We start from the raw sequence: 18,396 nt of genomic DNA on the forward strand, positions 1-18,396 counted from the left end.
CCGAAGGTGCTTGCGGGACTGGTCAGTTGGCGGGGAACGGCAGGAGTACGGCGCCCTGCAGCTCGTCGACGGCGGCGCGTGCGGCGGCGTGCGGCGTGGGGACCGGGTCGTAGTGGCTGACGACGCTGATCCATGTGCCGTCGGCGTTCTGCATCACGTGCAGCTCGACTCCGTCGACGAACACGGCGTAGCCGCCGCCGTGGTGGTGCCCGCCTCCGGAGGCCGGCCGGCCCTGTATTCGGCGGCCTTTGTAGACCTCGTCGAAGGAGTCGGGGGAGTGGTGGTGGTCGGCGGCGGACGCGACAGGGGTGACAGTGGTCGCGGTCAGGGCGGCCGCCACGGTGAGCGCGCGGCGGCGGGTCAGGGCCTGCATACGGGATCTCCCGGGTTCGTTCGGTGGACGACCCGGCATGCCTATCGGCCCCGCCGTGAGCTGGAGAAATCCTTCGGGAGTGGTTGGCTGCGATCAGGACAATTACGTACATGTCATGCAAGATTGAACGAAGGTGATCTTGCCGAAAAGGGGGCTGTCGACTCCCGGAACGGGGAATTCCTTCCCGCGAGCCCCCTGTTTCAGGTGGTCCTTCGCGGACGCCCGCGTCGCCAGTGGCCTGCCTCACCTCGCAGAACTGACGTGATCCGTATCGACGATCCAGGACGGCCGTCACGTCGTGCGCGGGATATTTTTTGGGTGAATTGCCATTCACCCACTATGGTGAATTGTCATTCACCTATTGTTTCCCGTACCAACCACTGGAGTGCCGATGGAGCGAGGCCGGCTCACCGTCCTGGTGCTGGCGTTCGGTGGCATCCTCATGGCCGTCATGCAGACGGTCGTCGTGCCGCTGCTGCCCGACCTGCCCCGGCTGACGAACTCCTCGGCGGGCACGGTCTCCTGGATGGTCACGGCGACGCTGCTGTCCGGCGCCGTGCTCACCCCGGTCCTCGGCCGCGCCGGTGACATGTACGGCAAACGCAGGGTGCTCACGGCAGCCCTCGCGCTGATGACCGTCGGCTCGGTGATGTGCGCCCTGTCGTCCGACATCGTCGTGCTCATCGTGGCCCGCGCCCTGCAGGGCGCCGCCGCGTCCGTGGTGCCGTTGTCGATCAGCATCCTGCGGGACGAGCTGCCGCCCGAGCGCCGGGGCTCCGCGGTGGCGCTGATGAGCTCCACCGTCGGCATCGGCGCCGCGCTCGGCCTGCCGCTGGCCGCGCTGGTCGTGCAGTACGCCGACTGGCACACCATGTTCTGGCTGACCAGCGCCCTCGGGGCACTGGGTGTGACGGCGGTGTGGTGGGCGGTCAAGGAGTCTCCGGTGCGCGAGCCGGGCCGCTTCGACGTGCCGGGGGCCCTGGGGCTGGCCGCCGGACTGGTGTGTCTCCTGCTGGGGGTCTCCCAGGGCGGTCAGTGGGGGTGGGGGAGTGTGCGGGTCGTGGGTCTGTTCCTCGCTGCCGTCGTCGTCCTGGCCGTGTGGTGGTGGCACCAACTGCGCGCCGAGCGGCCGCTGGTCGACCTGCGGCTGGTCTCGCGGCCTCGGGTGGGCCTGTCCCACGTGGCGGCCCTGCTCACCGGCTTCGCCTTCTACGCCAACTCCCTGGTCACCGCCCAGCTGGTGCAGGCGCCGAAGGCCACCGGGTACGGGCTCGGGCTGTCGATCGTGGAGACCGGCCTGTGCCTGCTGCCCGGCGGTGTCACCATGCTCCTCTTCTCGCCGCTGTCGGCCCGGATCTCCGCATCCCGCGGCCCGCGGATCACGCTCGCGCTCGGGGCCGCGGTCATCGCCTGCGGCTACGCGGTGCGCATCGCCGACAGCCGCGACCTGTGGATGATCATCCTGGGGGCGACGGTGGTGGCGACCGGCACCACCCTCGCCTACTCGGCACTGCCCACCCTGATCCTGCGCGCCGTCCCCACCGAGCAGACCGCCTCCGCCAACGGCGTCAACGTACTGATGCGCACGATCGGCCAGGCCACCTCCAGCGCCGCTGTCGCCGCGGTGCTCGTCCACCACACGAGCCTCGTCGGCGGCGCCCCCGTGCCCACCCTGCACGGGTACCTGCTCGCCTTTGCGATGGCCGGCGCGATCGCCCTGGCGGCCTGCGCCGCGGCTCTGACCATCCCCGGCGACCCGGCCGCGGGCGGGACGCCGGCCGGCGGCGACCGCACCCGGGACGCGCGCGACGAGGCTTTGGAGGGAGCATGAGTGCCGTGAGCACTCCCCCCACCGCACCCGCACCCGCGCCCGCCCGCCGGGACGCCGACGCGACCAAGGCGGCCATCCTCAAGGCGGCCCGCCATCTCCTGGCCAGGCACGCGCACGCCGACATCACGCTCAAGGCGGTCGCCGAACGCGCCGGTGTCAGCCCGCCGTTGATCCTGAAGTACTTCGGCAACAAGGACGCCCTGTTCGCCCGCGTCATGTCCTTCGAGTCCGACGCCGACGCCCTGCTGGACGTCCCCCTCGACGAACTCGGCCGGCACATGGTCCGCCATGTCCTGGTCAGCCAGTCACGGCAGGGCGCCGACCCGCTCCTGCGGATCGTGTTCGCGCCCCTGCACGGTGAACAGGGCGACATACTGCGCGCCAACTTCCGCACTCAGGTCACCGAACGCCTCACCGCACGCCTGACCGGCCCCGACGCGGGTCTGCGCGCGGAACTGGCCGTCGCGAACCTGCTCGGCCTGGGGGTGATGTACGGCATCGCGCGCGGCACCCAGGTGCGGGGCGCCACGCTGGAGGAGATCGTCGACCGGTACGCGCCCGCGGTGCAGGAGCACCTCACACCGGGCGGAGGAACCCCGCGACCGTAGCCGCGAACCGCCCGGGATCGTCGAGCCACGGGAACTGACCGGCGCCCGCCGCGGCCTCCTGCCGCCGCCCGGCACCGGCGGCGAGCTGTGTCTCGCTCATCGCAGCAGCCGGTCCAGGAAGGCGTTCCCGAACACGCGGTGCGGGTCGAGCCGGTCCAGGGTTCCGCCCGCGCGGCCCCACACGGTTTCGCCGAAGGAGGCGGGTACCGCCGAACTCAGCACCTCCTCGTCGCTCCAGACCGCCTCGTCCGTGTAGGCCCAGCCCTTGGACCACTCGACGCGGGTGAGCGCGTGCTCCCCGTCGTACGTGCGCAGCAGGAACCGTTCCAACTCCCGCAGGAACGCCTCCGCGTACGGCGTACCGGGCAGCGTCAGGACGTCCAGCCACACGGCCGTGTCCCACTCGGGATGTGCGTCGCTGGGCCGCAGCGCCGACAGCAACGGGGCGCGGGCGCCGTCCAGTTCGACGTCGGCCGGGTCGTCGAGGCCGGTCACCCGGATCTCCACCGAGCCGTTGACCGGGAAGCGGCCCAGCGCCGCGTACGCGGTGAGCCGTTCGCGGTAGAAGGACGTGAACTCCGCGACCACGCGCTGCACTTGGGCCCGTGTGGTGAGCACCGCGTACCCGTTCGCGGTCACCCTGAGCGTCGTCGGCTTGATGTACAGCAGCGTGTTCTTCGACGGCCCCCAGATGTCGGCGGACAGCGTCGCCACCAGCCCGAGCGCGGCGGCGTCGGACTGCGCGTTGCCCAAAACCGGAGCCAGATACCAGGCCGCGTCCGAGGTCATCCGCCCGACCAGGTCCGCCACCACGGTCGGAACGTTGTCGGAGAACGGGTAGTTGTACGGCGATGTCACATGCCGCGAGGTGAGCGGCCGGGTCGGGGCCACGCTCCACACCTTGAACCACGGGTACTCGGTGAACGCGAACCAGATCGCCTCCACCCGCCCCGACTGCTCGAGGTAGCTCGCGAGGGTACGCCCGTCGCTGCCCGGCGCCGCGAAGAGTTCGGCGGCCGGGATGTCCGTCCGGCTCACGCACCGCAGATTGACGTTCGCCCCCACCCGCAGCACGACCTCGGTCACCAGCGAGCGGCCCAGATGGGTGAGCAGGGCGGCGCAGTCCGCCTCGTCGCGGTCGTAGGTCCGCAGGACGTACGCGCCCGAGGCCTCGTCCCACACCACCGCCGTCAGCGACAGGACCAGATTGCTGAGCGACCCGTATGTGTGCCCGGGCAGCCGCTGCTCGCCCTTCGCCGGTACGGCGGTGCCGTGCGCGTCGATGGCGAGCGCACCGCCCAGGGTGAGGTCGCCGGGGGCGGGCGCGGCGGTGACCCCGAGGCCGTGCTCCTCCAGGAAGGTGAGCAGGGCCTCCAGGGTGACGCCGGTGCCAGCGCGCACGGCGGTCGTCGAGTCGAGGGACAGGCCGGTGAGGTGCGGGGCGGTGTCGACGAGCAGGACGGGCGCGTCGGACGGTGTGCCCGCGGTGATGGTCAGTGGCGACCAGCCGTGCGCGGAACCGCGGGCCCGCACCGTCCAGCCGTGCCGCCAGGCCCAGTTGACGACGTCGACCACCTGGTCCGGGCCGTCCGGCGCACAGGCCCACAGTCCGTCGGCGGTGATCTCGCCGACCCAGTTGCGGTACGCCGAGCGGTACAGCGCGACGTTGGCCGGAAAGTCCGGTAACTCCTGCGCCGCGACCGCCGGATCGGCCGCGACCAGGACGGGCACGGCGGCCAGCGCTGCCGCACTGAGCAGGAAACCCCGACGGCTCCAGGAGGGTTCTTCGGGTGCCCCGGACGGGAAGTTGCTCGCTGAACAATCAGTCACGGGCTCACGCTAGGCGCCGGTTGACACGTGCCGCCATCCTGTCGAAACACGTCACTCGTGTGAGTGAATGATTCACAGGTTCTGCACCGGAGCCGTCGGTTCCGCGAGCGGACGTGACGGATGACAGACTGACGCCATGGACGAGCGCACATTCGGTAGGTCTGGTCAGCACGCATCCGTCGTCGGTCTCGGGACCTGGCAACTGGGCGCCGACTGGGGAGACGTCGACGACAAGGAAGCCCTGGCGGTGCTGGAGGCGGCGGCCGAGGCGGGGGTGACCTTCTTCGACACCGCCGACGTCTATGGCGACGGGCGCAGCGAGCAGACCATCGCGGCGTTCCTCGCGGGCCGGCCGGACCTGCATGTGCTGGTGGCCACCAAGATGGGCCGCCGGGTCGAGCAGATCCCCCAGAACTACGTCCTGGACAACTTCCGCACCTGGAACGACCGTTCGCGGCGCAACCTCGGCGTCGACCGCATCGACCTCGTCCAGCTGCACTGCCCGCCCACGCCCGTCTACTCCACGGACGAGGTCTTCGACGCCCTGGACACCCTCGTCGAGGAGGAGCGCATCGCCGCGTACGGCGTCAGCGTGGAGACCTGCGAGGAGGCGCTGACCGCGATCGCCCGGCCGGGCGTGGCGAGCGTACAGATCATCCTCAACGCGTTCCGCATGAAGCCGCTGCGGGAGGTCCTCCCGGCCGCGCAGGAGGCCGGCGTCGGCATCATCGCCCGCGTCCCGCTCGCCTCCGGGCTGCTGTCGGGCAAGTACACCAAGGACACGGTCTTCCCCGAGAACGACCACCGCACCTACAACCGGCACGGCGAGTCCTTCGACGTCGGCGAGACCTTCTCCGGCGTCGACTACACGACCGGCGTCGAGGCCGCCGCGGAGTTCTCCGCGCTCGCGCCCGAGGGATACACCCCGGCCCAGCTCGCCCTGCGCTGGATCGTCCAGCAGCCCGGCGTGACCACCGTGATCCCCGGCGCCCGCTCACCCGAACAGGCCCGCGCCAACGCGGCCGCCGCCCGGCTCCCCCAGCTCGGCGAAGAGACGATCACCGCGATCCGCGACCTCTACGACCGTCGTATCAAGGACCAGGTCGAAGGCCGCTGGTAGACCCGGGCCGGGCGCTCACGGTTCCAGGAGCAGCTGCCACTCCTGCTCCTGGTCGCCAGAGACCGAGCCCTGCTCCTGGGCGGTGAACGTGTGGCCCAGCCTCTCGCGGGCCTTCGCCACCGCCTGGGGGCTGCCCTGCACGGTCACGGTCACCGCTCCGGAGAGGTGACCGCCGGTGCCCGGCGCGCCCCCGGGCGGCGGGTCGGCAGGATCGTGCTCGAACCTCGCGGTGTGGACCGTGACGCGGTCGTCCGCGGGCGGCTCCTCCTCGGGAGCCCCGAAGGCGGGCTCCAGGGCCCGCACGACCGCGCGTGCGTCGGCGGCGGTGCCGCCACTGAGTGTGAGCGTGAGCTCGGTGCCGGACATGATCGACGGACTCCTCGGCTGGTCGTCGTACACCTGCTGGTCGTCGCTTGCGTCTGCGCTTCGTGTAACCGCCCGGTGATCGCTCAAACGGCGGCCCTGTTTGCGCAGGGCCGATCAATCATGGCGAAAGCGGGAACACGGGTCGCAGAGAACATCCGGGCGATCGAGCCGGGAGGAGCCTTGCCGGACACGAACAGGGACGCCGACGACGTCAATGAGTGGGGACGGCACGAGACCGACGAGGAGCGGGCCGACCGGAAGTGGGGCGATCTGATCCAGGAGGTCAGGGTCGCCCAGACCGGGGTGCAGATCCTGTTCGGCTTCCTGCTCACCGTCGTGTTCCAGCAGAAGTACGACTCGCTGGAACAGACCGACAAGACCATCTACATCGTCACCGTGGTGCTGGGCGCCGCCGCGACCGGGGCGCTGATCGGCCCCGTCTCCCTGCACCGCCTGGTCTCCGGGCAGCGGGTCAAGACGGAGGCCGTCACATGGGCCTCCCGGCTGACCTTCGTCGGCCTGGTGCTCCTCCTCGCCACCATGACCTCGTCGCTCCTGCTGATCCTTAGGGTCGCGACCCACAACGCGGCCGTGCCGTGGATCGTCACGGGAGTGGTCGCATGGTACGTACTGTGTTGGTTCGTGGTGCCGTGGTGGACCCGGCACCGGCATACGGCCGACTGACACCGAGCGCGTCGAGCTGCCGGTCGTGCAGGCGGGAGAGCACCAGCACCGAGACCGTCGCGCCGATCAGTGCGCAGAACATGTCCCACTGCGTGTCCCACACATCGCCCTGCGTCGCCAGGAACGCGTCCGCCGAATGCCCGCCGATCACGGCGGCCAGCCACTCCAGCATCTCGAAGACGGCGCTGAAGGCCAGGCACGCGCACACGGTCAGCGGGGCCAGCCAGCGGCTGCCGCGCAGCGGCGAGGTACGGCTGAGCAACTCCCGTACCAGCACCGCCGGGACGAAGCCCTGCATGAGGTGCCCGAAGCGGTCGTAGGGATTGCGGGCCAGGCCGCAGGTGTCCCGCACCCAGTCGCCCAGGGGCACCTGGGCGTAGGTGTAGTGGCCGCCCACGGCCAGGACGAGCGCGTGCACCGCCAGCAGACAGCACAGCAGGTTCGTCAGCGGGAAGCGCCGCCAGGCCAGCACCACCAGCGGCAGCCCGACCAGCACCCACACCGTCTCCAGGAACCAGGTGCCGCGCTCACGCGGACCCCAGGCCGACACGGCCAGTCCCGCGACCACCACGGCGGCGGCCATGGCGGGCAGGTGCCGTCGCGGGACGGCAGGGTGCACAACGGCGGTCATGGGGGCTCCTCTCGGCCGGCCAGGAGCCCCCATCGTGGTGGAGCGGGTGGGGGCGGGCATGAGTACGGCTACTCAGCCCGGCCCGGGTATCCGGTGCTCAGCCCTTCGCGCCGCGCAGCGCCGTCAGGCACGAGGCGATGGCCTGCTGGAGCTCCTCCAGGCGCTCCACCATGTCGTCCTCGACGAACTCCTGCACATCGTCGAAGGTCAGCTCCTCGAACACCTTGGTCGCCTTCTGCAGGCTGCTGTAGAACTTCGTCCGCCGCTCCTGCACGCGCAGCTCGGGGTCGGCCTCCACGGTCTCGGCGACGAGGGACTTCATGGTGTCGTAGGCCTCGCTCGCCCAGTCGCCGGTGTCCTCGTCCTCCTCGAGTTCGTCGATGAGCGACAGGTGCCGCTCGGCCTCCTGGCGCAGGTCGACGGGCGCGTCGATGGTCTGGCCCGCGGGCGTCTTGACCTGGCCCGTCTCGGCGATCTGGCGCACATAGCCGATCCGGTCGGCGGACCGGCTCTCGCTCGCGACGGCCTTCTTCAGGTCGTCCGTACGTACGACGTCACGCGCCAACTCGGCCTGCAGCTCCGGGTCTTCACGGACCCGGTCCAGCAGCGCCTGGCGGGCCGCACGGGCGGTGGAGGGGTCGGCGAGGATCGCGGCGCGCAGCGCGGTGGGGTTCTCGGCGACCTCCAGCGCCTTCGTCGGCCGGATGCCCTCGGCCTCGGCGGCCTCGGCGATGGCGGTGCCGCGCTCGGAGGTGGCGCTGTTGCGGGAGACGTAGTAGCTCAGCCACACGTCGGCGTCCGGCAGCTCGACCTCCTGGCCCGGCTGCAGCGCCTCGAAGTGCGGCACCATGCCGTCGTCGGCGGCCCGGTCCCAGGCCTTGTAGTAGCGCATGACGCGCTCGGGGGAGCACCCGGCCAGCTCCGCGAACTCCTTCGCGGACACCTTCGGCGTCTCCTCCGCACTCTGCCCGCCGGGCCGTACGCTGCGCGCCACCATCAGGCCGAAGGCCCACCCTCCGGTCCGCGCGTAGACGCCGAACTCGCGCGCGTCCCGCGCGACGAGGTCGGACAGGGGCGCGGGGGACGTCTCGGAGGGGACGATCGCTAGGGTCACGGATGACTCTCCTGTGCAAAGCCGGTCGGACTGCAAAAGTGCAGACCGCAGCCTATCCGCACCCACGAGTCCGATCCGTCGGCGATCCTCGGCCGGGCTCGGCGCCGGATGCCTCCCGGTCAGCCGAACGCGTCGTGCAGCGCGGGCAGCAGCGTCTTCTCCGCCCAGTCCAGATACGCCGGTTGCGACTCGCCGCCGATCTGCACCAGTGCGATCTCGCCGAACCCGGCCTCGGCGTACGGGCGTACGGCCTCGACGAAGTCGTCCGGGTCGTCGCCGCACGGGATCGACGCGGCGACGTCGTCATGGGTGACGTACTGGGTCGCCGACTCGAACGAATCCGGGTGCGGCAGCTCGGAGTTGACCTTCCAGCCGCCGCCGAACCAGCGGAACTGCGCGTGCGCGCGCTTCACGGCGGTGTCCCGGTCGGGGTCGTGGCAGACGGGCAGCTGGCCCACCCGCGGCTTGCCCTCGCCGCCGTGCCGGTCGAAGGCCGCGAGCAGCCCCTCCTCGGGCTCGGTGGCGACGACCAGGTCGGCGAGCCGGCCGGCGAGCGCGCAGGACTGTTCGCCGGAGACGGCGATGCCGATGGGCGGCGGCTCGTCCGGCAGGTCCCACAGCCGGGCGGACTCCACGTCGAAGTGCGTGCCGCGGTGGTTCACATGGCCGCCCTCGAAGAGTGCGCGAATGATCTCCACGGCCTCCTCGAGCATCTCGTGGCGTACGTCGACCGAGGGCCAACCGCCGCCCACCACATGCTCGTTGAGGTTCTCCCCGGAGCCGAGACCCAGCCGGAACCGGCCCTCGGACAGCAGCTGCATGGTGGCGGCCTTCTGCGCGACCACCGCCGGGTGGTAGCGGACGGTCGGACACGTCACGTAGGTCATGAGGGGGATGCGCGAGGTCGCCTGGGCCGCCGCGCCCAGCACGCTCCACGCGTACGGTGAGTGACCCTGCGAGCGCAGCCACGGGAAGTAGTGGTCAGAGGTCACCGAGAAGTCGTAGCCGGCGTCCTCGGCCCGCACCAGATGGTCGACGAGGTCACGGGGGCCGGCCTGCTCGGTCATCATCGTGTATCCGATTTGCACCATAACCGCCGAGTCCCCTGCGCGAGCCACGGAAAACTGCTCGCCCCCGCCTCGATCAAGGGTTGATCGCCGGGGGAGGATGCGGTCATGAGTGCTCGCCCGCTGCCCTCCGCCACCCTCGCCGCCCAAGGGGTGGACGCCGCCGGTGTCCACACCTTCCTCGACGCCCTCGAAGCCGCCCCGGACATCGAGCCGCACAGCCTGATGATCATGCGGCACGGGCACCTCGTCGCCTCCGGCTGGTGGGCGCCGTACACACCCGACCGCCTCCACCTGCTGTACTCGGTCAGCAAGAGCTTCACGGCCACGGCCGCCGGGTTCGCGCTGGACGAGGGGCTGATCGGTCTCGACGACCCGGTGATCTCCTACTTCCCGGAGTTCGAGGCCGACATCACCGATCCGCGCAGCCGCGCCATGCGGGTGCGGCACGTGGCGTCGATGGCGAGCGGACACGACGCCGAGACCTACGACCGGGCGCACGCGCTCGACCGCGAGGACCTGGTCCGCGGCTTTCTGCTGCTGCCGCCGGACCGCGAGCCGGGCACCGTGTTCGCCTACAACCAGCCCGCCACGTACACGCTCGGCGCGATCGTGCAGCGGGTCACCGGGCAGTCGCTCACCGGATATCTACGGCCGCGCCTGCTGGACCCCCTCGGTGTGGGCGAGGTCGCCTGGCTGGCCGACCGGTCCGGCCGTGAGCTCGGCTTCAGCGGGCTGCACGGCACGACGGACGTGATAGCCCGGCTCGGCCAGCTGTACCTGCGCGAAGGAGCCTGGGAGGGGAAACGGCTGCTGTCGCCGGAGTGGGTCGCCGAGGCCACCCGCGCGCACATCCCGACGGCCGGCGCGATGGGAGATCAGGACCGGTCGGACTGGGACCGGGGCTACGGCTTCAAGTTCTGGCAGTCCCGGCACGGCTACCGCGGCGACGGCGCCTACGGACAGTTCTGCCTCGTACTGCCCGAGCACGACGCCGTGATCGCCACGACCGCGGCCACCGAGGAGATGCAGCAGCTGCTGGACCTGGTCTGGGAACACCTGCTCCCGGCCTTCGAGGACGGCCCGTTGCCCGGCCGGAGCGACGCGGACACGGCCCTGCGCGAGCGGTTGGCCGGGCTCGCGCTTCCGCCTGCCGCGGGCAGCCCCGTACCGCCGGCGCGTCCACAGGACTGGTCCGGTGCGCAGTTCACACCGTACGGCGGAGTCTGCGCGGACCAGCCGAGGCTGACCGCGGTCGAGGTGACGGCGGCAGCGGACGGCCGGCTACTCGGCCTCACCGAGGACGGCCATCGGCTGGATCTGCGGATCGGGGAGGACGGCTGGACCGTTGCCGAGGAGCCGTTGCCGGTCGCGGTGAGCGGCGGTTGGACCGACACGGACACCCTCGCCGTGGACGTCCAGTTCCTGGAGACACCGCACCGGCTGACCGTGACATGTTCGCTGCCCGACCGGACGTTCACGGCGCGGTGGCACACGACCCCGCTGCACGGCCCGCGGCTGCTCTCCATGCGGGCGCCGCGCGTCTCAGTCTGACGAGGTCCGGAACGTCCGCAGGAAGGTGTCGAGGGCCTGCCGGTTCGCGGAGTCGTCCCAGTCGGCCGCCGGGGTCGTCCAGCGCAGCGAGAAGCCGCGGCCGCCGCCGAGGAGGAAGCCGCGGCCGAAGGTGTGCACCTGCTTGCCGTCGACCTCGGACAGCCACTCCATGTCGGCGGCCTTGTCGCCCTGGTACGTCGTCGCCTTGATCTGCCCGATCCGCCGGTACCCGGCGTACTGCTGCAGTTCGGGCTCGACATCGTCACGCCACACGGCGACCGGGTCCGACCCCACCACTTTGCTGTAGGTGACCGCGAGGCTGCGCGGGTCGTCCTTCGCGCCGAAGAAGACGCGGTACGACAGGTCGTCCACCCGCGAGGTGCCCTGCCGCTTCCAGCCCTTGGGAAGGGCGATCGAGAAGCCCTCCGGCGCGGTGTAGCGGTGGAAGCCGGCAGGGAGCGCGTTGCCCGATGGCGACGGCGACGGGGAGGACGAAGACGACGGTGGCGAAGTGCTGGGCGTCGCCGACGCGGACGGGGCGGAGGTCCGCCCCTCGGTGCTCGCGCCGGCTGTGACGGACGCCGAGGGCTGCGGTGCCGTGTCGGTCCCGGCGCTGTCCGTGCCCGGCAGTTGGTGGGTCGCGGCGAGCACGGCGACCGCGACGGTGACCACGGCAAGGGCGGTCCCGAACGCCATGGTGCGTCTGCTCCAGCCGGGAGCCGCATGGCACGCGGCGGTGTAGACACCGCGCAGCCGGGGCCGGGGCATGGCCTCCATGGTCGACTCGGGATCCTCGGTGAGCACGCGGCTCAGGGCCTCCCGGACCACCGGACGGGTCAGCCGCTCCCGGTAGTTCTTGCGCAGCAGCCCCTGCACGGTCTGGGTGATCGGCCCCGCATGCACCGGCGTGCGCAGCGGCAGCCGGTCCACGCCCTTCAGCGTGGCCTCGGGCCGGTCCCGGTCCCGGAACGGCGGCCGCCCCTCGACCATCGTGTAGAGGATCGCGCCCAGCGCCCACAGGTCCGCCGCCGGCCCGATGCGCTCGTCGCGGGCCTGCTCCGGGGAGGCGTACGACGGTGCGCTCAGCCGCGGCGCCAGGGTCGCGCCGGCCAGGCCGAAGCCGGTGACCACGACCGAACCCCGGTCCTGTACGAACACCTGGCCCGGGCTGAGTTCACCGTGGGTGATGCCCTCGCCGTGCGCGGCCTCGAGCACGTCGAGCAGCTGCAGCCCGATCCGCGCGGCCCGCACATAGTTGAACGTGCCCTGCTGGGCGATGAGTTCGGCCAGCGGCGTGCCGTCGATCCACTCGGTGACGATCCACAGGGTGCCGTCCTGCTCCACGGCGTCGACCACCGTCGCCACCGCCCCCGGGCAGAGCAGCCCCATGGTCTCGGACATGCGGATGATGCGCGCGGTCGCCCGGGGCGCGGCCTCACCGTCCGGATCGTCCGGGAGGTCGATCTGCGTGAGGAGATACGGGCGTTGGGCGTTGACGTCCTTGCCGTACCAGCAGACGCGGTTCGTCTCGCGATGGACGACATCCACGAGCCGGTACCTACCGGCGACCAACTCGTGCGTGAAGACATGCGCCTTGACCATGGTCATCCCTCGCTGAACCCCTGGCTCTCTGCTTTCACAGAGGTACGAGGGGTGTGACGGGATGTGTTCAAAGGAACCGCAAATCAACGGCCGACGCGGCCATTTGTTCACGCACCGTTGGGCGAATTCCAGGAAGTCCCCTATTCCTGAACGGAATTCAACCCCCGCGGCATTCGAGGGCGGCGGCAGAAACTCAGCGCAGCCCGAAGCGTTCCGCCCACGCCATGACATCGCCGGTCGTCGCGTTGCCCCCGCACACCACCAGCCCGAGCCGTGCGCCGTCACCGACCCGCTCGAGCACCCGCCGGGCCGCGGGCAGCAGACACCCGGCTGCGGGCTCGGACCACACCTTGGCGTGGTCGGCGAGATCGAGCGTGCCCTGCACCGCCTCCCGGTCCGGCACCACGAGCACCTCGTCGACCAGCGCGGACACATGGTCGTACGTCAGCTGCGACACGGACGGCGCGCTGAGCGTGGACGAGATGGACGACAGGGTGACCGGCACCGGACCGCCCGCCGCCAGCGCCTCGGACATGGCCTCCGCGCCCTCCGTCTCCACGCCCCAGACCCGCACGCCCGGGCGCAGGGCCCGCAATGCCGCCGCGACGCCGGAGATCAGACCTCCGCCGCCGATGCTGACGACCACGTCGGTGAGGTCACCGGCGTCGGCGGCGAGCTCCAGACCGACGGTGCCCTGTCCGGCGATCACGACGGGGTCGTCGAAGGGGTGCACCAGCGTCAGCCCCTCCTCCTGCAGCGGTTTCATCAGCGCGAACGCCTCGGCCATGTCGTCGGTCAGCCGCACCGACGCGCCCGTGGCCGCCACGAGCTCGACGGAACGGGTGGGCGCCGACCGCGGCATGACCACGGTGGCCTTCACATCGAGGGCAGCGGCCATCACCGCCAGGGCGATCCCGTGATTGCCGCCGCTGACCGCCACGACCCCGGCGGCCCGCTCCCGCTCGCTCAGCGACAGCAGCTTCGCCGTCGCCCCGCGCGCCTTGAACGAGCCGGTGCGCTGCAGCAGTTCGAGCTTGAGGGTGACCGGGACACCGAGCAGCGCGGACAGCCCCGGGCTGGGCACGGTAGGTGTCCGCACGACGTGCCCGGCGATCCGCTCGGCCTTGGCTTCGATCTCCGAGATCCCGATCAAGACACCCATCCTCCCGGCACGGGGCGACATTCCGCACCGCTTGCACCCTGGCCCGGAAGGCGGCGCAGGTCAAACAGTTTCGGGCCTGGGGGTGGGGGAGGGGCTGCGGGCCTGCGCCGTCTCAGAGGTCCCGTTGCACCAGGAAGCCCAGCAGGGATCGCAGCTCGTCCGCGGCTCGCCCGTCCAAGGCCACGTCAGCCAGGGCCTTCTCCACGGCGGCGACGTGACTACGGGCCTCGGCCACCGCCGCCGACCGGCCGCCCAGCTCATCGATCAGCGCGGCCGCCTCCTCGGGCTCCCCGCCCGCCTCCAGCAGCGCGGCGAGCCGCTGCGCCCCGGGTGCCTCGGAGCCGAGCGCGGCCAAGACCGGGAACGTCTTCTTCCGCTCCCGCAGATCACCGTGCACCGGCTTCCCGGTGACCTCGGGATCGCCCCAGATGCCCAGCACGTCGTCGACGACCTGGAAGGCGACCCCCAGGTGCCGCCCGGCACGGTCGAGGGCGGTGACCACCGGTGGTTCCGCGCCGCCGAGCAGGGCGCCGAGTGCCGCCGCGCAGCCCAGCAGCGCGCCCGTCTTGTGCTCGGCCATCGCCCGGTACTCGTCCGGCCGCACCCGCTGCGGTCCCGTCCAGGGGCGCGAGGCGAACAGCAGATCGTCGGCCTGTCCGCGCACCAGGTCACCCAGCGCCACCGAGAGCACCCGCACGGCCTGCGGCCCGGCTGTCGTGGCCGCGAGGGTCTCGACGGCCAGTGCGAACAGTGCGTCACCCGCGAGGACCGCGGGCCCGGTGCCGTACGCCTTCCATACGGTGGGGCGGCGTCGCCGGGCCGGGTCGCCGTCCATGATGTCGTCGTGCAGCAGCGAGAAGGTGTGCACCAGCTCCACCGCGACCGCCGCCGGCACCCCGGCCCGCCCGGGCGCACCCGCCGCCTCCGCCCCGAGCACGGCCAGCGCCTGCCGCACCCCCTTTCCACCGGACGCGACGGCGGGCGCCCCGCCCACCTCGCACCAGCCGAACGAGTACCCGGCCATCTCACCCATCCACGGATGCATCCGTCCGACGGCCTCCACCAGCGCGGGCCGCACCAACTCACGGCAGCGGGCGAGGACGTGGGGAGCGTCGGCCGGTGCCTGCAGCACCGAGGGAAGCGCCGTCACCGTACGACCTCCGCCTCGACGCCGAACTCCTGCTGGGCCCGGGCCACCATCTCCCGTGCATGACGCAGGCCGATCCGTTCCAACTCATCGGCCAGATATGCGAGTTCGGCAGCCGTCTCGGCACGGTCGCGGCCCAGCCTGGCCAGCGACTTGGCCAGCCCGAGCCGGGAGAGCGCCTCCCCGCGCGGCTCGCTCATCGCACGGAACTCCGTCAGCGCCAGTTCGTACAGCTCCCGCGCCTCGGCGTGGCGCCCGGCCCGGTACAGGACGTTGCCGCGCATCTTGTGGTTGTAGGCCAGCGCGCTCGACAACTTCATCGCACGGCACGTCGACTCCGCCTCCGACAGCAGCGCGAGCGCCCGCTCCACATCGCCGTCCCGCACGGAGACGATGTCGGCGAGCCCGCGCAGCGCCCACGCGTGGCCGCGCCGGTCCTCGGCGCGCGCCGCTATGTCGGCCGCCTCCTCGAACAGCGCGTAGGCGGTGTCGTACTCGCCGGTGTTGCGGTGGATCTGTGCGATGCCCTCGAGCGCCCACACCGTGTGCCGTGCCTCCCCGCGCCGCCGGGCCTCGGCCAGCAGCTGCTCGTGCAGCCGGGCGACGGCCTCGTAGTCGCCCTGGATGCGACCGGTCTCGGCGAGGCCCGCCAGCGAGTAGCCGCGTACGACGACGTCGCCGCCCAGTTCGCCGAGTTCGGCCGCGAGCCTCAGCAGCCGCCAGGCCAGTGGGAAGGCGCCCCGCTGCCGGGCCAGGGTGCCGCCGCTCCACAGTGCCCAGGCCATCGCCGCCGTGTCCCCGGCCGCCCGCGCCGCCCGGTAGCTCGCCTTCCACGCCCGGTCGGCGTCCCCGACCTGCCCCAGCCGGCGATGCGCCTCGGCGACCGCGAGCCCGGAACGTGCCACCTCCCCGTGCCGCCCGGCCCGCTCCGCCGCCCTCAACTCCCTGGTACCGGCGGCCAGTACGTCGGTGAGCGAGGAGTTCACGGACAGTGTGGTGAGGGCGCCCTGATACTCCGGGGCGAATGCCTTGCCGTACATGGATGCCTTTCGTTCCATATACACGCCATGTATACACACTGTGTATACATGGCGTGTATAGAGCGTCGAAAAATGTGCCCCGGCCCAGGGGCCGGGGCATCACCTGATATTGGTCAAGACGTGATCAGCTCCGCGGAGGTTGCCCGTGAGGCGCAGATCACTACGTGAGGTCTCAGTGCTGCTGCGCCTTCTGCGGGGTCGCCTCGCTCGGCCGTACGACGACGTACCCGTCGCCCTGCAGCATCAGCTGCACCGCCTCGCCGGAACCGCCCCGCAGCATCGAGCCTATGGACTGCGAACGGTGCAGCGAGGTCTGCAGACCGGCCGTCCAGCCGACCACCGCGTCCGTGTCGACGTACACCGGGAACTGCGGCGAGACCGGGATGACCAGCGGATTGCCCTCGCACACCAGGCCCAGCCTGCCCTGCCCGGTGAAGACGCTGTTGAACAGGCCGCCGCCGGCGATGCCCGCGCCCTTGACCGTCGCGATCCGGTACGACAACGAGGCGTCGAAACACAGGACGTTGCGGCCGTTGACGGTGAACTCGTCGCCGGGGTCGACATCGACCACGAAACAGTTCTGCGCCTCGTGCGCGAACCAGGCCTCGCCCTGGCCGCGCACCGCCATCAGCGGCAGCCCCTCCCCGGTGACCGCGCGCTTGAGCATGCCGCCCACGCCCTGGCCCTTGCGCTCGAACTGGAGGTTGCCGCGGTAGGCGATCATCGCGCCCTGGCGGGCGAGCATCTCGCCGTTCACCGCGTACTTGATGCATTTGGCGTTCTCGACGGTCATGCCCGCCTGTGTGGCCGGCTGGACCATGTGGTCACTGGAAAAGAGGGAACCCTTCATGCGCGCATCTTGTCCCGGAGGATCTCGTTCCGCCAAGATCGCTGCGTGGGGCGGTTCTCGGTGGTCAGGCGCCGAACAGCTGCGTCCAGTACGTGCCTTGCCGGCCGCCGCCCTCGAAGCCGATCCCGATATGGGTGAAGTCGGCCTTGAGGATGTTGGCACGGTGGCCGGGACTGTTCATCCAGCCGTCCACCACCTCGGCGGGGGAGCGCTGGCCGCAGGCGATGTTCTCGCCGATCGAGCGGCGTCTCGCGCCGGCCGCGGCCGCCCGGTCCCAGGGCTGACTGCCCTCGGGCGAGGTGTGGGAGTAGAAGGCGCGGGCCACCATGTCCGCGCTGTGCGCCTGCGCCGCGGCGGTGAGGTGGGGGTCGGCGGCCAGGGGACGCAGACCGGCGCGGCCGCGCTCACGGTTGGTGAGGTCGGCGACCTCGGCTGCCGTACGGGCCAGGTCGCCGGGGGTGAGGGGCCTGGCCCACAGTGCGGTCCAGTAGGTGTCGCCCGTACCGTCGACCCACGCCAGCCCGGCGTGTGTGAAGCCCGGGTCCCGCAAGGTGCGTCGGGCCGGCTCGTCGCCCAGGCAGTAGTCGACGAACTCGGCGGGGGTGCGGGGGCCGGAGACCAGATGCTCGCCGACCGTGACGTACGTGTATCCGGCCGCCGTGATCCGCTGGTAGACGGAGACTCCGTCCCGGCCCTCGACGCCCAGGCGTCCAGCGCCGGCCATGGCGGCGGCGTGGGCGCGAGCCGCTGTCGCCAGGCGTGCGTCGAGGGAGACCGGCGGTGAACCGGCCGCCGCGCGGGCGGAGTTGACCAGACCGAGGAGGCCGTCCGGGTCGGGGGAGGGGGCGAGATGCGGTGACGGAGCTCCAAGCGCCGGCGACGCCGCGGTCGCCGCTCCGTCGTCGGCGACATCGACGCCGAAGTCCCGCGCGATACCGGCGAGTCCGTCCGCGTATCCCTGCCCCAGCGCCCGCAGCTTCCAGCCGTCGCCCCGCCGGTAGATCTCCGCGAGCAGCAGCACCGTCTCCTGCTGTGGGTGCGGCGGCGCGAACCGGGCGAGGGAGCGGCCGCCGGGAGCGGTGACATGGAGTGTGGGGGCGGGGAGGCGGCCCAGGGGGGTGCCGGGCTCGGCCGGGCTCGCGACCACCGTGACCCGCGTGGCACCGGGGCGCAGACTCGGCGGGTCGACGGTGAGCGCGTCGCCGTCGAGACGGACTCCCGGGGCGGACGGCTGGTTGTAGAACACGAAGTCGGCGTCGCCCCGGACCTTGCCCCCGTCATCAGTGACGAGCGCGGAGACGTCGAAGGGGCCGGGCACCCGGACGGTCACCGCGCCGCCGGGAAGAGGCATGTTGCCCCCGGGGACCAACTCGCTCATTCCGCCGCCCTGGTGTCGTCGTCCGGCCCCGGTGGGGTC

18 protein-coding genes are annotated in these 18,396 nt (G+C 71.6%); 5 read left to right on the forward strand and 13 right to left on the reverse strand.

Translation table 11 applies throughout. From position 1 onward, the window contains the following. Nucleotides 1-22: 22 nt before the first annotated feature. On the reverse strand, nt 23-373 hold the full coding sequence (locus ACFY1L_RS44820) for a tyrosinase cofactor (RefSeq protein ID WP_388838832.1): 351 nt from the start codon (nt 371-373) through the stop codon (nt 23-25). A 391-nt stretch (nt 374-764) separates the two neighbouring features. Between ACFY1L_RS44820 and ACFY1L_RS44825 the strand changes: the two genes are divergently transcribed. Continuing rightward, the gene (locus ACFY1L_RS44825; RefSeq protein ID WP_388838835.1) at nt 765-2,204 is read left to right on the forward strand and encodes an MFS transporter; all 1,440 of its coding nucleotides are present in this window, start codon (nt 765-767) and stop codon (nt 2,202-2,204) included. Further along, entirely contained in the window at nt 2,201-2,812 is a 612-nt protein-coding gene (locus tag ACFY1L_RS44830; protein WP_388838838.1) for a TetR family transcriptional regulator, read from the forward strand. Before ACFY1L_RS44825 ends, ACFY1L_RS44830 begins: the two co-directional genes overlap by 4 nt. Here the strand turns inward: ACFY1L_RS44830 and ACFY1L_RS44835 are convergent. Beyond that, nucleotides 2,781-2,912, reverse strand: a complete 132-nt coding sequence (locus ACFY1L_RS44835) for a hypothetical protein (protein ID WP_388838841.1) — start codon at nt 2,910-2,912, stop codon at nt 2,781-2,783. The genes ACFY1L_RS44830 and ACFY1L_RS44835 overlap by 32 nt on opposite strands. Beyond that, nucleotides 2,909-4,642: a cholesterol oxidase substrate-binding domain-containing protein gene (locus ACFY1L_RS44840; RefSeq protein WP_388838844.1), complete on the reverse strand. Its 1,734-nt coding sequence runs from the start codon at nt 4,640-4,642 to the stop codon at nt 2,909-2,911. The genes ACFY1L_RS44835 and ACFY1L_RS44840 overlap by 4 nt, the downstream gene beginning before the upstream one ends. A 136-nt stretch (nt 4,643-4,778) precedes the next feature. Between ACFY1L_RS44840 and ACFY1L_RS44845 the strand changes: the two genes are divergently transcribed. Then, nucleotides 4,779-5,762: an aldo/keto reductase gene (locus tag ACFY1L_RS44845; protein ID WP_388838847.1), complete on the forward strand. Its 984-nt coding sequence runs from the start codon at nt 4,779-4,781 to the stop codon at nt 5,760-5,762. 15 nt (nt 5,763-5,777) lie between these two features. Here ACFY1L_RS44845 and ACFY1L_RS44850 read toward each other — a convergent pair whose 3' ends face one another. Beyond that, nucleotides 5,778-6,128, reverse strand: a complete 351-nt coding sequence (locus ACFY1L_RS44850; RefSeq protein ID WP_388838850.1) for a hypothetical protein — start codon at nt 6,126-6,128, stop codon at nt 5,778-5,780. A gap of 180 nt (nt 6,129-6,308) precedes the next feature. Here ACFY1L_RS44850 and ACFY1L_RS44855 point away from each other — a divergent pair, with 180 nt between their 5' ends. Continuing rightward, the gene (locus ACFY1L_RS44855) at nt 6,309-6,812 is read left to right on the forward strand and encodes a DUF6328 family protein (protein ID WP_388838853.1); all 504 of its coding nucleotides are present in this window, start codon (nt 6,309-6,311) and stop codon (nt 6,810-6,812) included. Here the strand turns inward: ACFY1L_RS44855 and ACFY1L_RS44860 are convergent. From ACFY1L_RS44860 to ACFY1L_RS44870, 3 genes are all read right to left on the reverse strand, one after another. Then, on the reverse strand, nt 6,733-7,443 hold the full coding sequence (locus ACFY1L_RS44860) for a DUF2238 domain-containing protein (RefSeq protein WP_388838856.1): 711 nt from the start codon (nt 7,441-7,443) through the stop codon (nt 6,733-6,735). The two genes, ACFY1L_RS44855 and ACFY1L_RS44860, sit on opposite strands and share 80 nt — an antisense overlap. Before the next feature lie 97 nt (nt 7,444-7,540). Then, nucleotides 7,541-8,557, reverse strand: coding sequence for a hypothetical protein (locus ACFY1L_RS44865; protein ID WP_388838858.1), 1,017 nt, complete (start codon nt 8,555-8,557; stop codon nt 7,541-7,543). A 119-nt stretch (nt 8,558-8,676) separates the two neighbouring features. Further along, nucleotides 8,677-9,648 (reverse strand): LLM class F420-dependent oxidoreductase, encoded by a 972-nt coding sequence (locus ACFY1L_RS44870; RefSeq protein ID WP_388838860.1) that lies wholly within the window; start codon nt 9,646-9,648, stop codon nt 8,677-8,679. Nucleotides 9,649-9,732: 84 nt separating this feature from the next. On the opposite strand from ACFY1L_RS44870, the gene ACFY1L_RS44875 reads away from it, so the two are divergent. Continuing rightward, nucleotides 9,733-11,178, forward strand: a complete 1,446-nt coding sequence (locus tag ACFY1L_RS44875) for a serine hydrolase domain-containing protein (RefSeq protein ID WP_388838863.1) — start codon at nt 9,733-9,735, stop codon at nt 11,176-11,178. Here the strand turns inward: ACFY1L_RS44875 and ACFY1L_RS44880 are convergent. The 6 genes from ACFY1L_RS44880 to ACFY1L_RS44905 all read right to left on the reverse strand — a co-directional run bounded on the left by ACFY1L_RS44880 (nt 11,170) and on the right by ACFY1L_RS44905 (nt 18,357). After that, nucleotides 11,170-12,786: a serine/threonine protein kinase gene (locus ACFY1L_RS44880; RefSeq protein WP_388838866.1), complete on the reverse strand. Its 1,617-nt coding sequence runs from the start codon at nt 12,784-12,786 to the stop codon at nt 11,170-11,172. The genes ACFY1L_RS44875 and ACFY1L_RS44880 overlap by 9 nt on opposite strands. A 187-nt stretch (nt 12,787-12,973) precedes the next feature. Then, nucleotides 12,974-13,933, reverse strand: a complete 960-nt coding sequence (locus tag ACFY1L_RS44885; protein ID WP_388838869.1) for a threonine/serine dehydratase — start codon at nt 13,931-13,933, stop codon at nt 12,974-12,976. A 121-nt stretch (nt 13,934-14,054) separates the two neighbouring features. Next, on the reverse strand, nt 14,055-15,092 hold the full coding sequence (locus ACFY1L_RS44890; protein ID WP_388838872.1) for a polyprenyl synthetase family protein: 1,038 nt from the start codon (nt 15,090-15,092) through the stop codon (nt 14,055-14,057). Further along, complete coding sequence (locus ACFY1L_RS44895; protein ID WP_388839079.1) at nt 15,089-16,129, reverse strand: tetratricopeptide repeat protein; 1,041 nt, start codon at nt 16,127-16,129, stop codon at nt 15,089-15,091. The genes ACFY1L_RS44890 and ACFY1L_RS44895 overlap by 4 nt, the downstream gene beginning before the upstream one ends. Before the next feature lie 172 nt (nt 16,130-16,301). Next, the gene (locus ACFY1L_RS44900) at nt 16,302-16,979 is read right to left on the reverse strand and encodes an AIM24 family protein (protein ID WP_388838875.1); all 678 of its coding nucleotides are present in this window, start codon (nt 16,977-16,979) and stop codon (nt 16,302-16,304) included. A 64-nt stretch (nt 16,980-17,043) separates the two neighbouring features. Continuing rightward, on the reverse strand, nt 17,044-18,357 hold the full coding sequence (locus ACFY1L_RS44905) for a CAP domain-containing protein (protein WP_388838878.1): 1,314 nt from the start codon (nt 18,355-18,357) through the stop codon (nt 17,044-17,046). Between the last annotated feature and the right edge of the window lie 39 nt (nt 18,358-18,396).

The organism is Streptomyces sp. NPDC001663 (assembly GCF_042893105.1).
Classification (GTDB): Bacteria; Actinomycetota; Actinomycetes; order Streptomycetales; family Streptomycetaceae; genus Streptomyces.

Coding starts and splice junctions, on each gene's coding strand:
- ACFY1L_RS44830 (WP_388838838.1), top strand. CDS start 2,201: ATGAGTGCCGTGAGCACTCCCCCCACCGCACCCGCACCCGCGCCCGCC.
- ACFY1L_RS44875 (WP_388838863.1), top strand. CDS start 9,733: ATGAGTGCTCGCCCGCTGCCCTCCGCCACCCTCGCCGCCCAAGGGGTG.
- ACFY1L_RS44860 (WP_388838856.1), bottom strand. CDS start 7,443: ATGACCGCCGTTGTGCACCCTGCCGTCCCGCGACGGCACCTGCCCGCC.
- ACFY1L_RS44880 (WP_388838866.1), bottom strand. CDS start 12,786: ATGACCATGGTCAAGGCGCATGTCTTCACGCACGAGTTGGTCGCCGGT.
- ACFY1L_RS44895 (WP_388839079.1), bottom strand. CDS start 16,129: ATGTACGGCAAGGCATTCGCCCCGGAGTATCAGGGCGCCCTCACCACA.
- ACFY1L_RS44905 (WP_388838878.1), bottom strand. CDS start 18,357: ATGAGCGAGTTGGTCCCCGGGGGCAACATGCCTCTTCCCGGCGGCGCG.
- ACFY1L_RS44825 (WP_388838835.1), top strand. CDS start 765: ATGGAGCGAGGCCGGCTCACCGTCCTGGTGCTGGCGTTCGGTGGCATC.
- ACFY1L_RS44870 (WP_388838860.1), bottom strand. CDS start 9,648: ATGGTGCAAATCGGATACACGATGATGACCGAGCAGGCCGGCCCCCGT.
- ACFY1L_RS44850 (WP_388838850.1), bottom strand. CDS start 6,128: ATGTCCGGCACCGAGCTCACGCTCACACTCAGTGGCGGCACCGCCGCC.
- ACFY1L_RS44900 (WP_388838875.1), bottom strand. CDS start 16,979: ATGAAGGGTTCCCTCTTTTCCAGTGACCACATGGTCCAGCCGGCCACA.
- ACFY1L_RS44820 (WP_388838832.1), bottom strand. CDS start 373: ATGCAGGCCCTGACCCGCCGCCGCGCGCTCACCGTGGCGGCCGCCCTG.
- ACFY1L_RS44845 (WP_388838847.1), top strand. CDS start 4,779: ATGGACGAGCGCACATTCGGTAGGTCTGGTCAGCACGCATCCGTCGTC.
- ACFY1L_RS44835 (WP_388838841.1), bottom strand. CDS start 2,912: ATGAGCGAGACACAGCTCGCCGCCGGTGCCGGGCGGCGGCAGGAGGCC.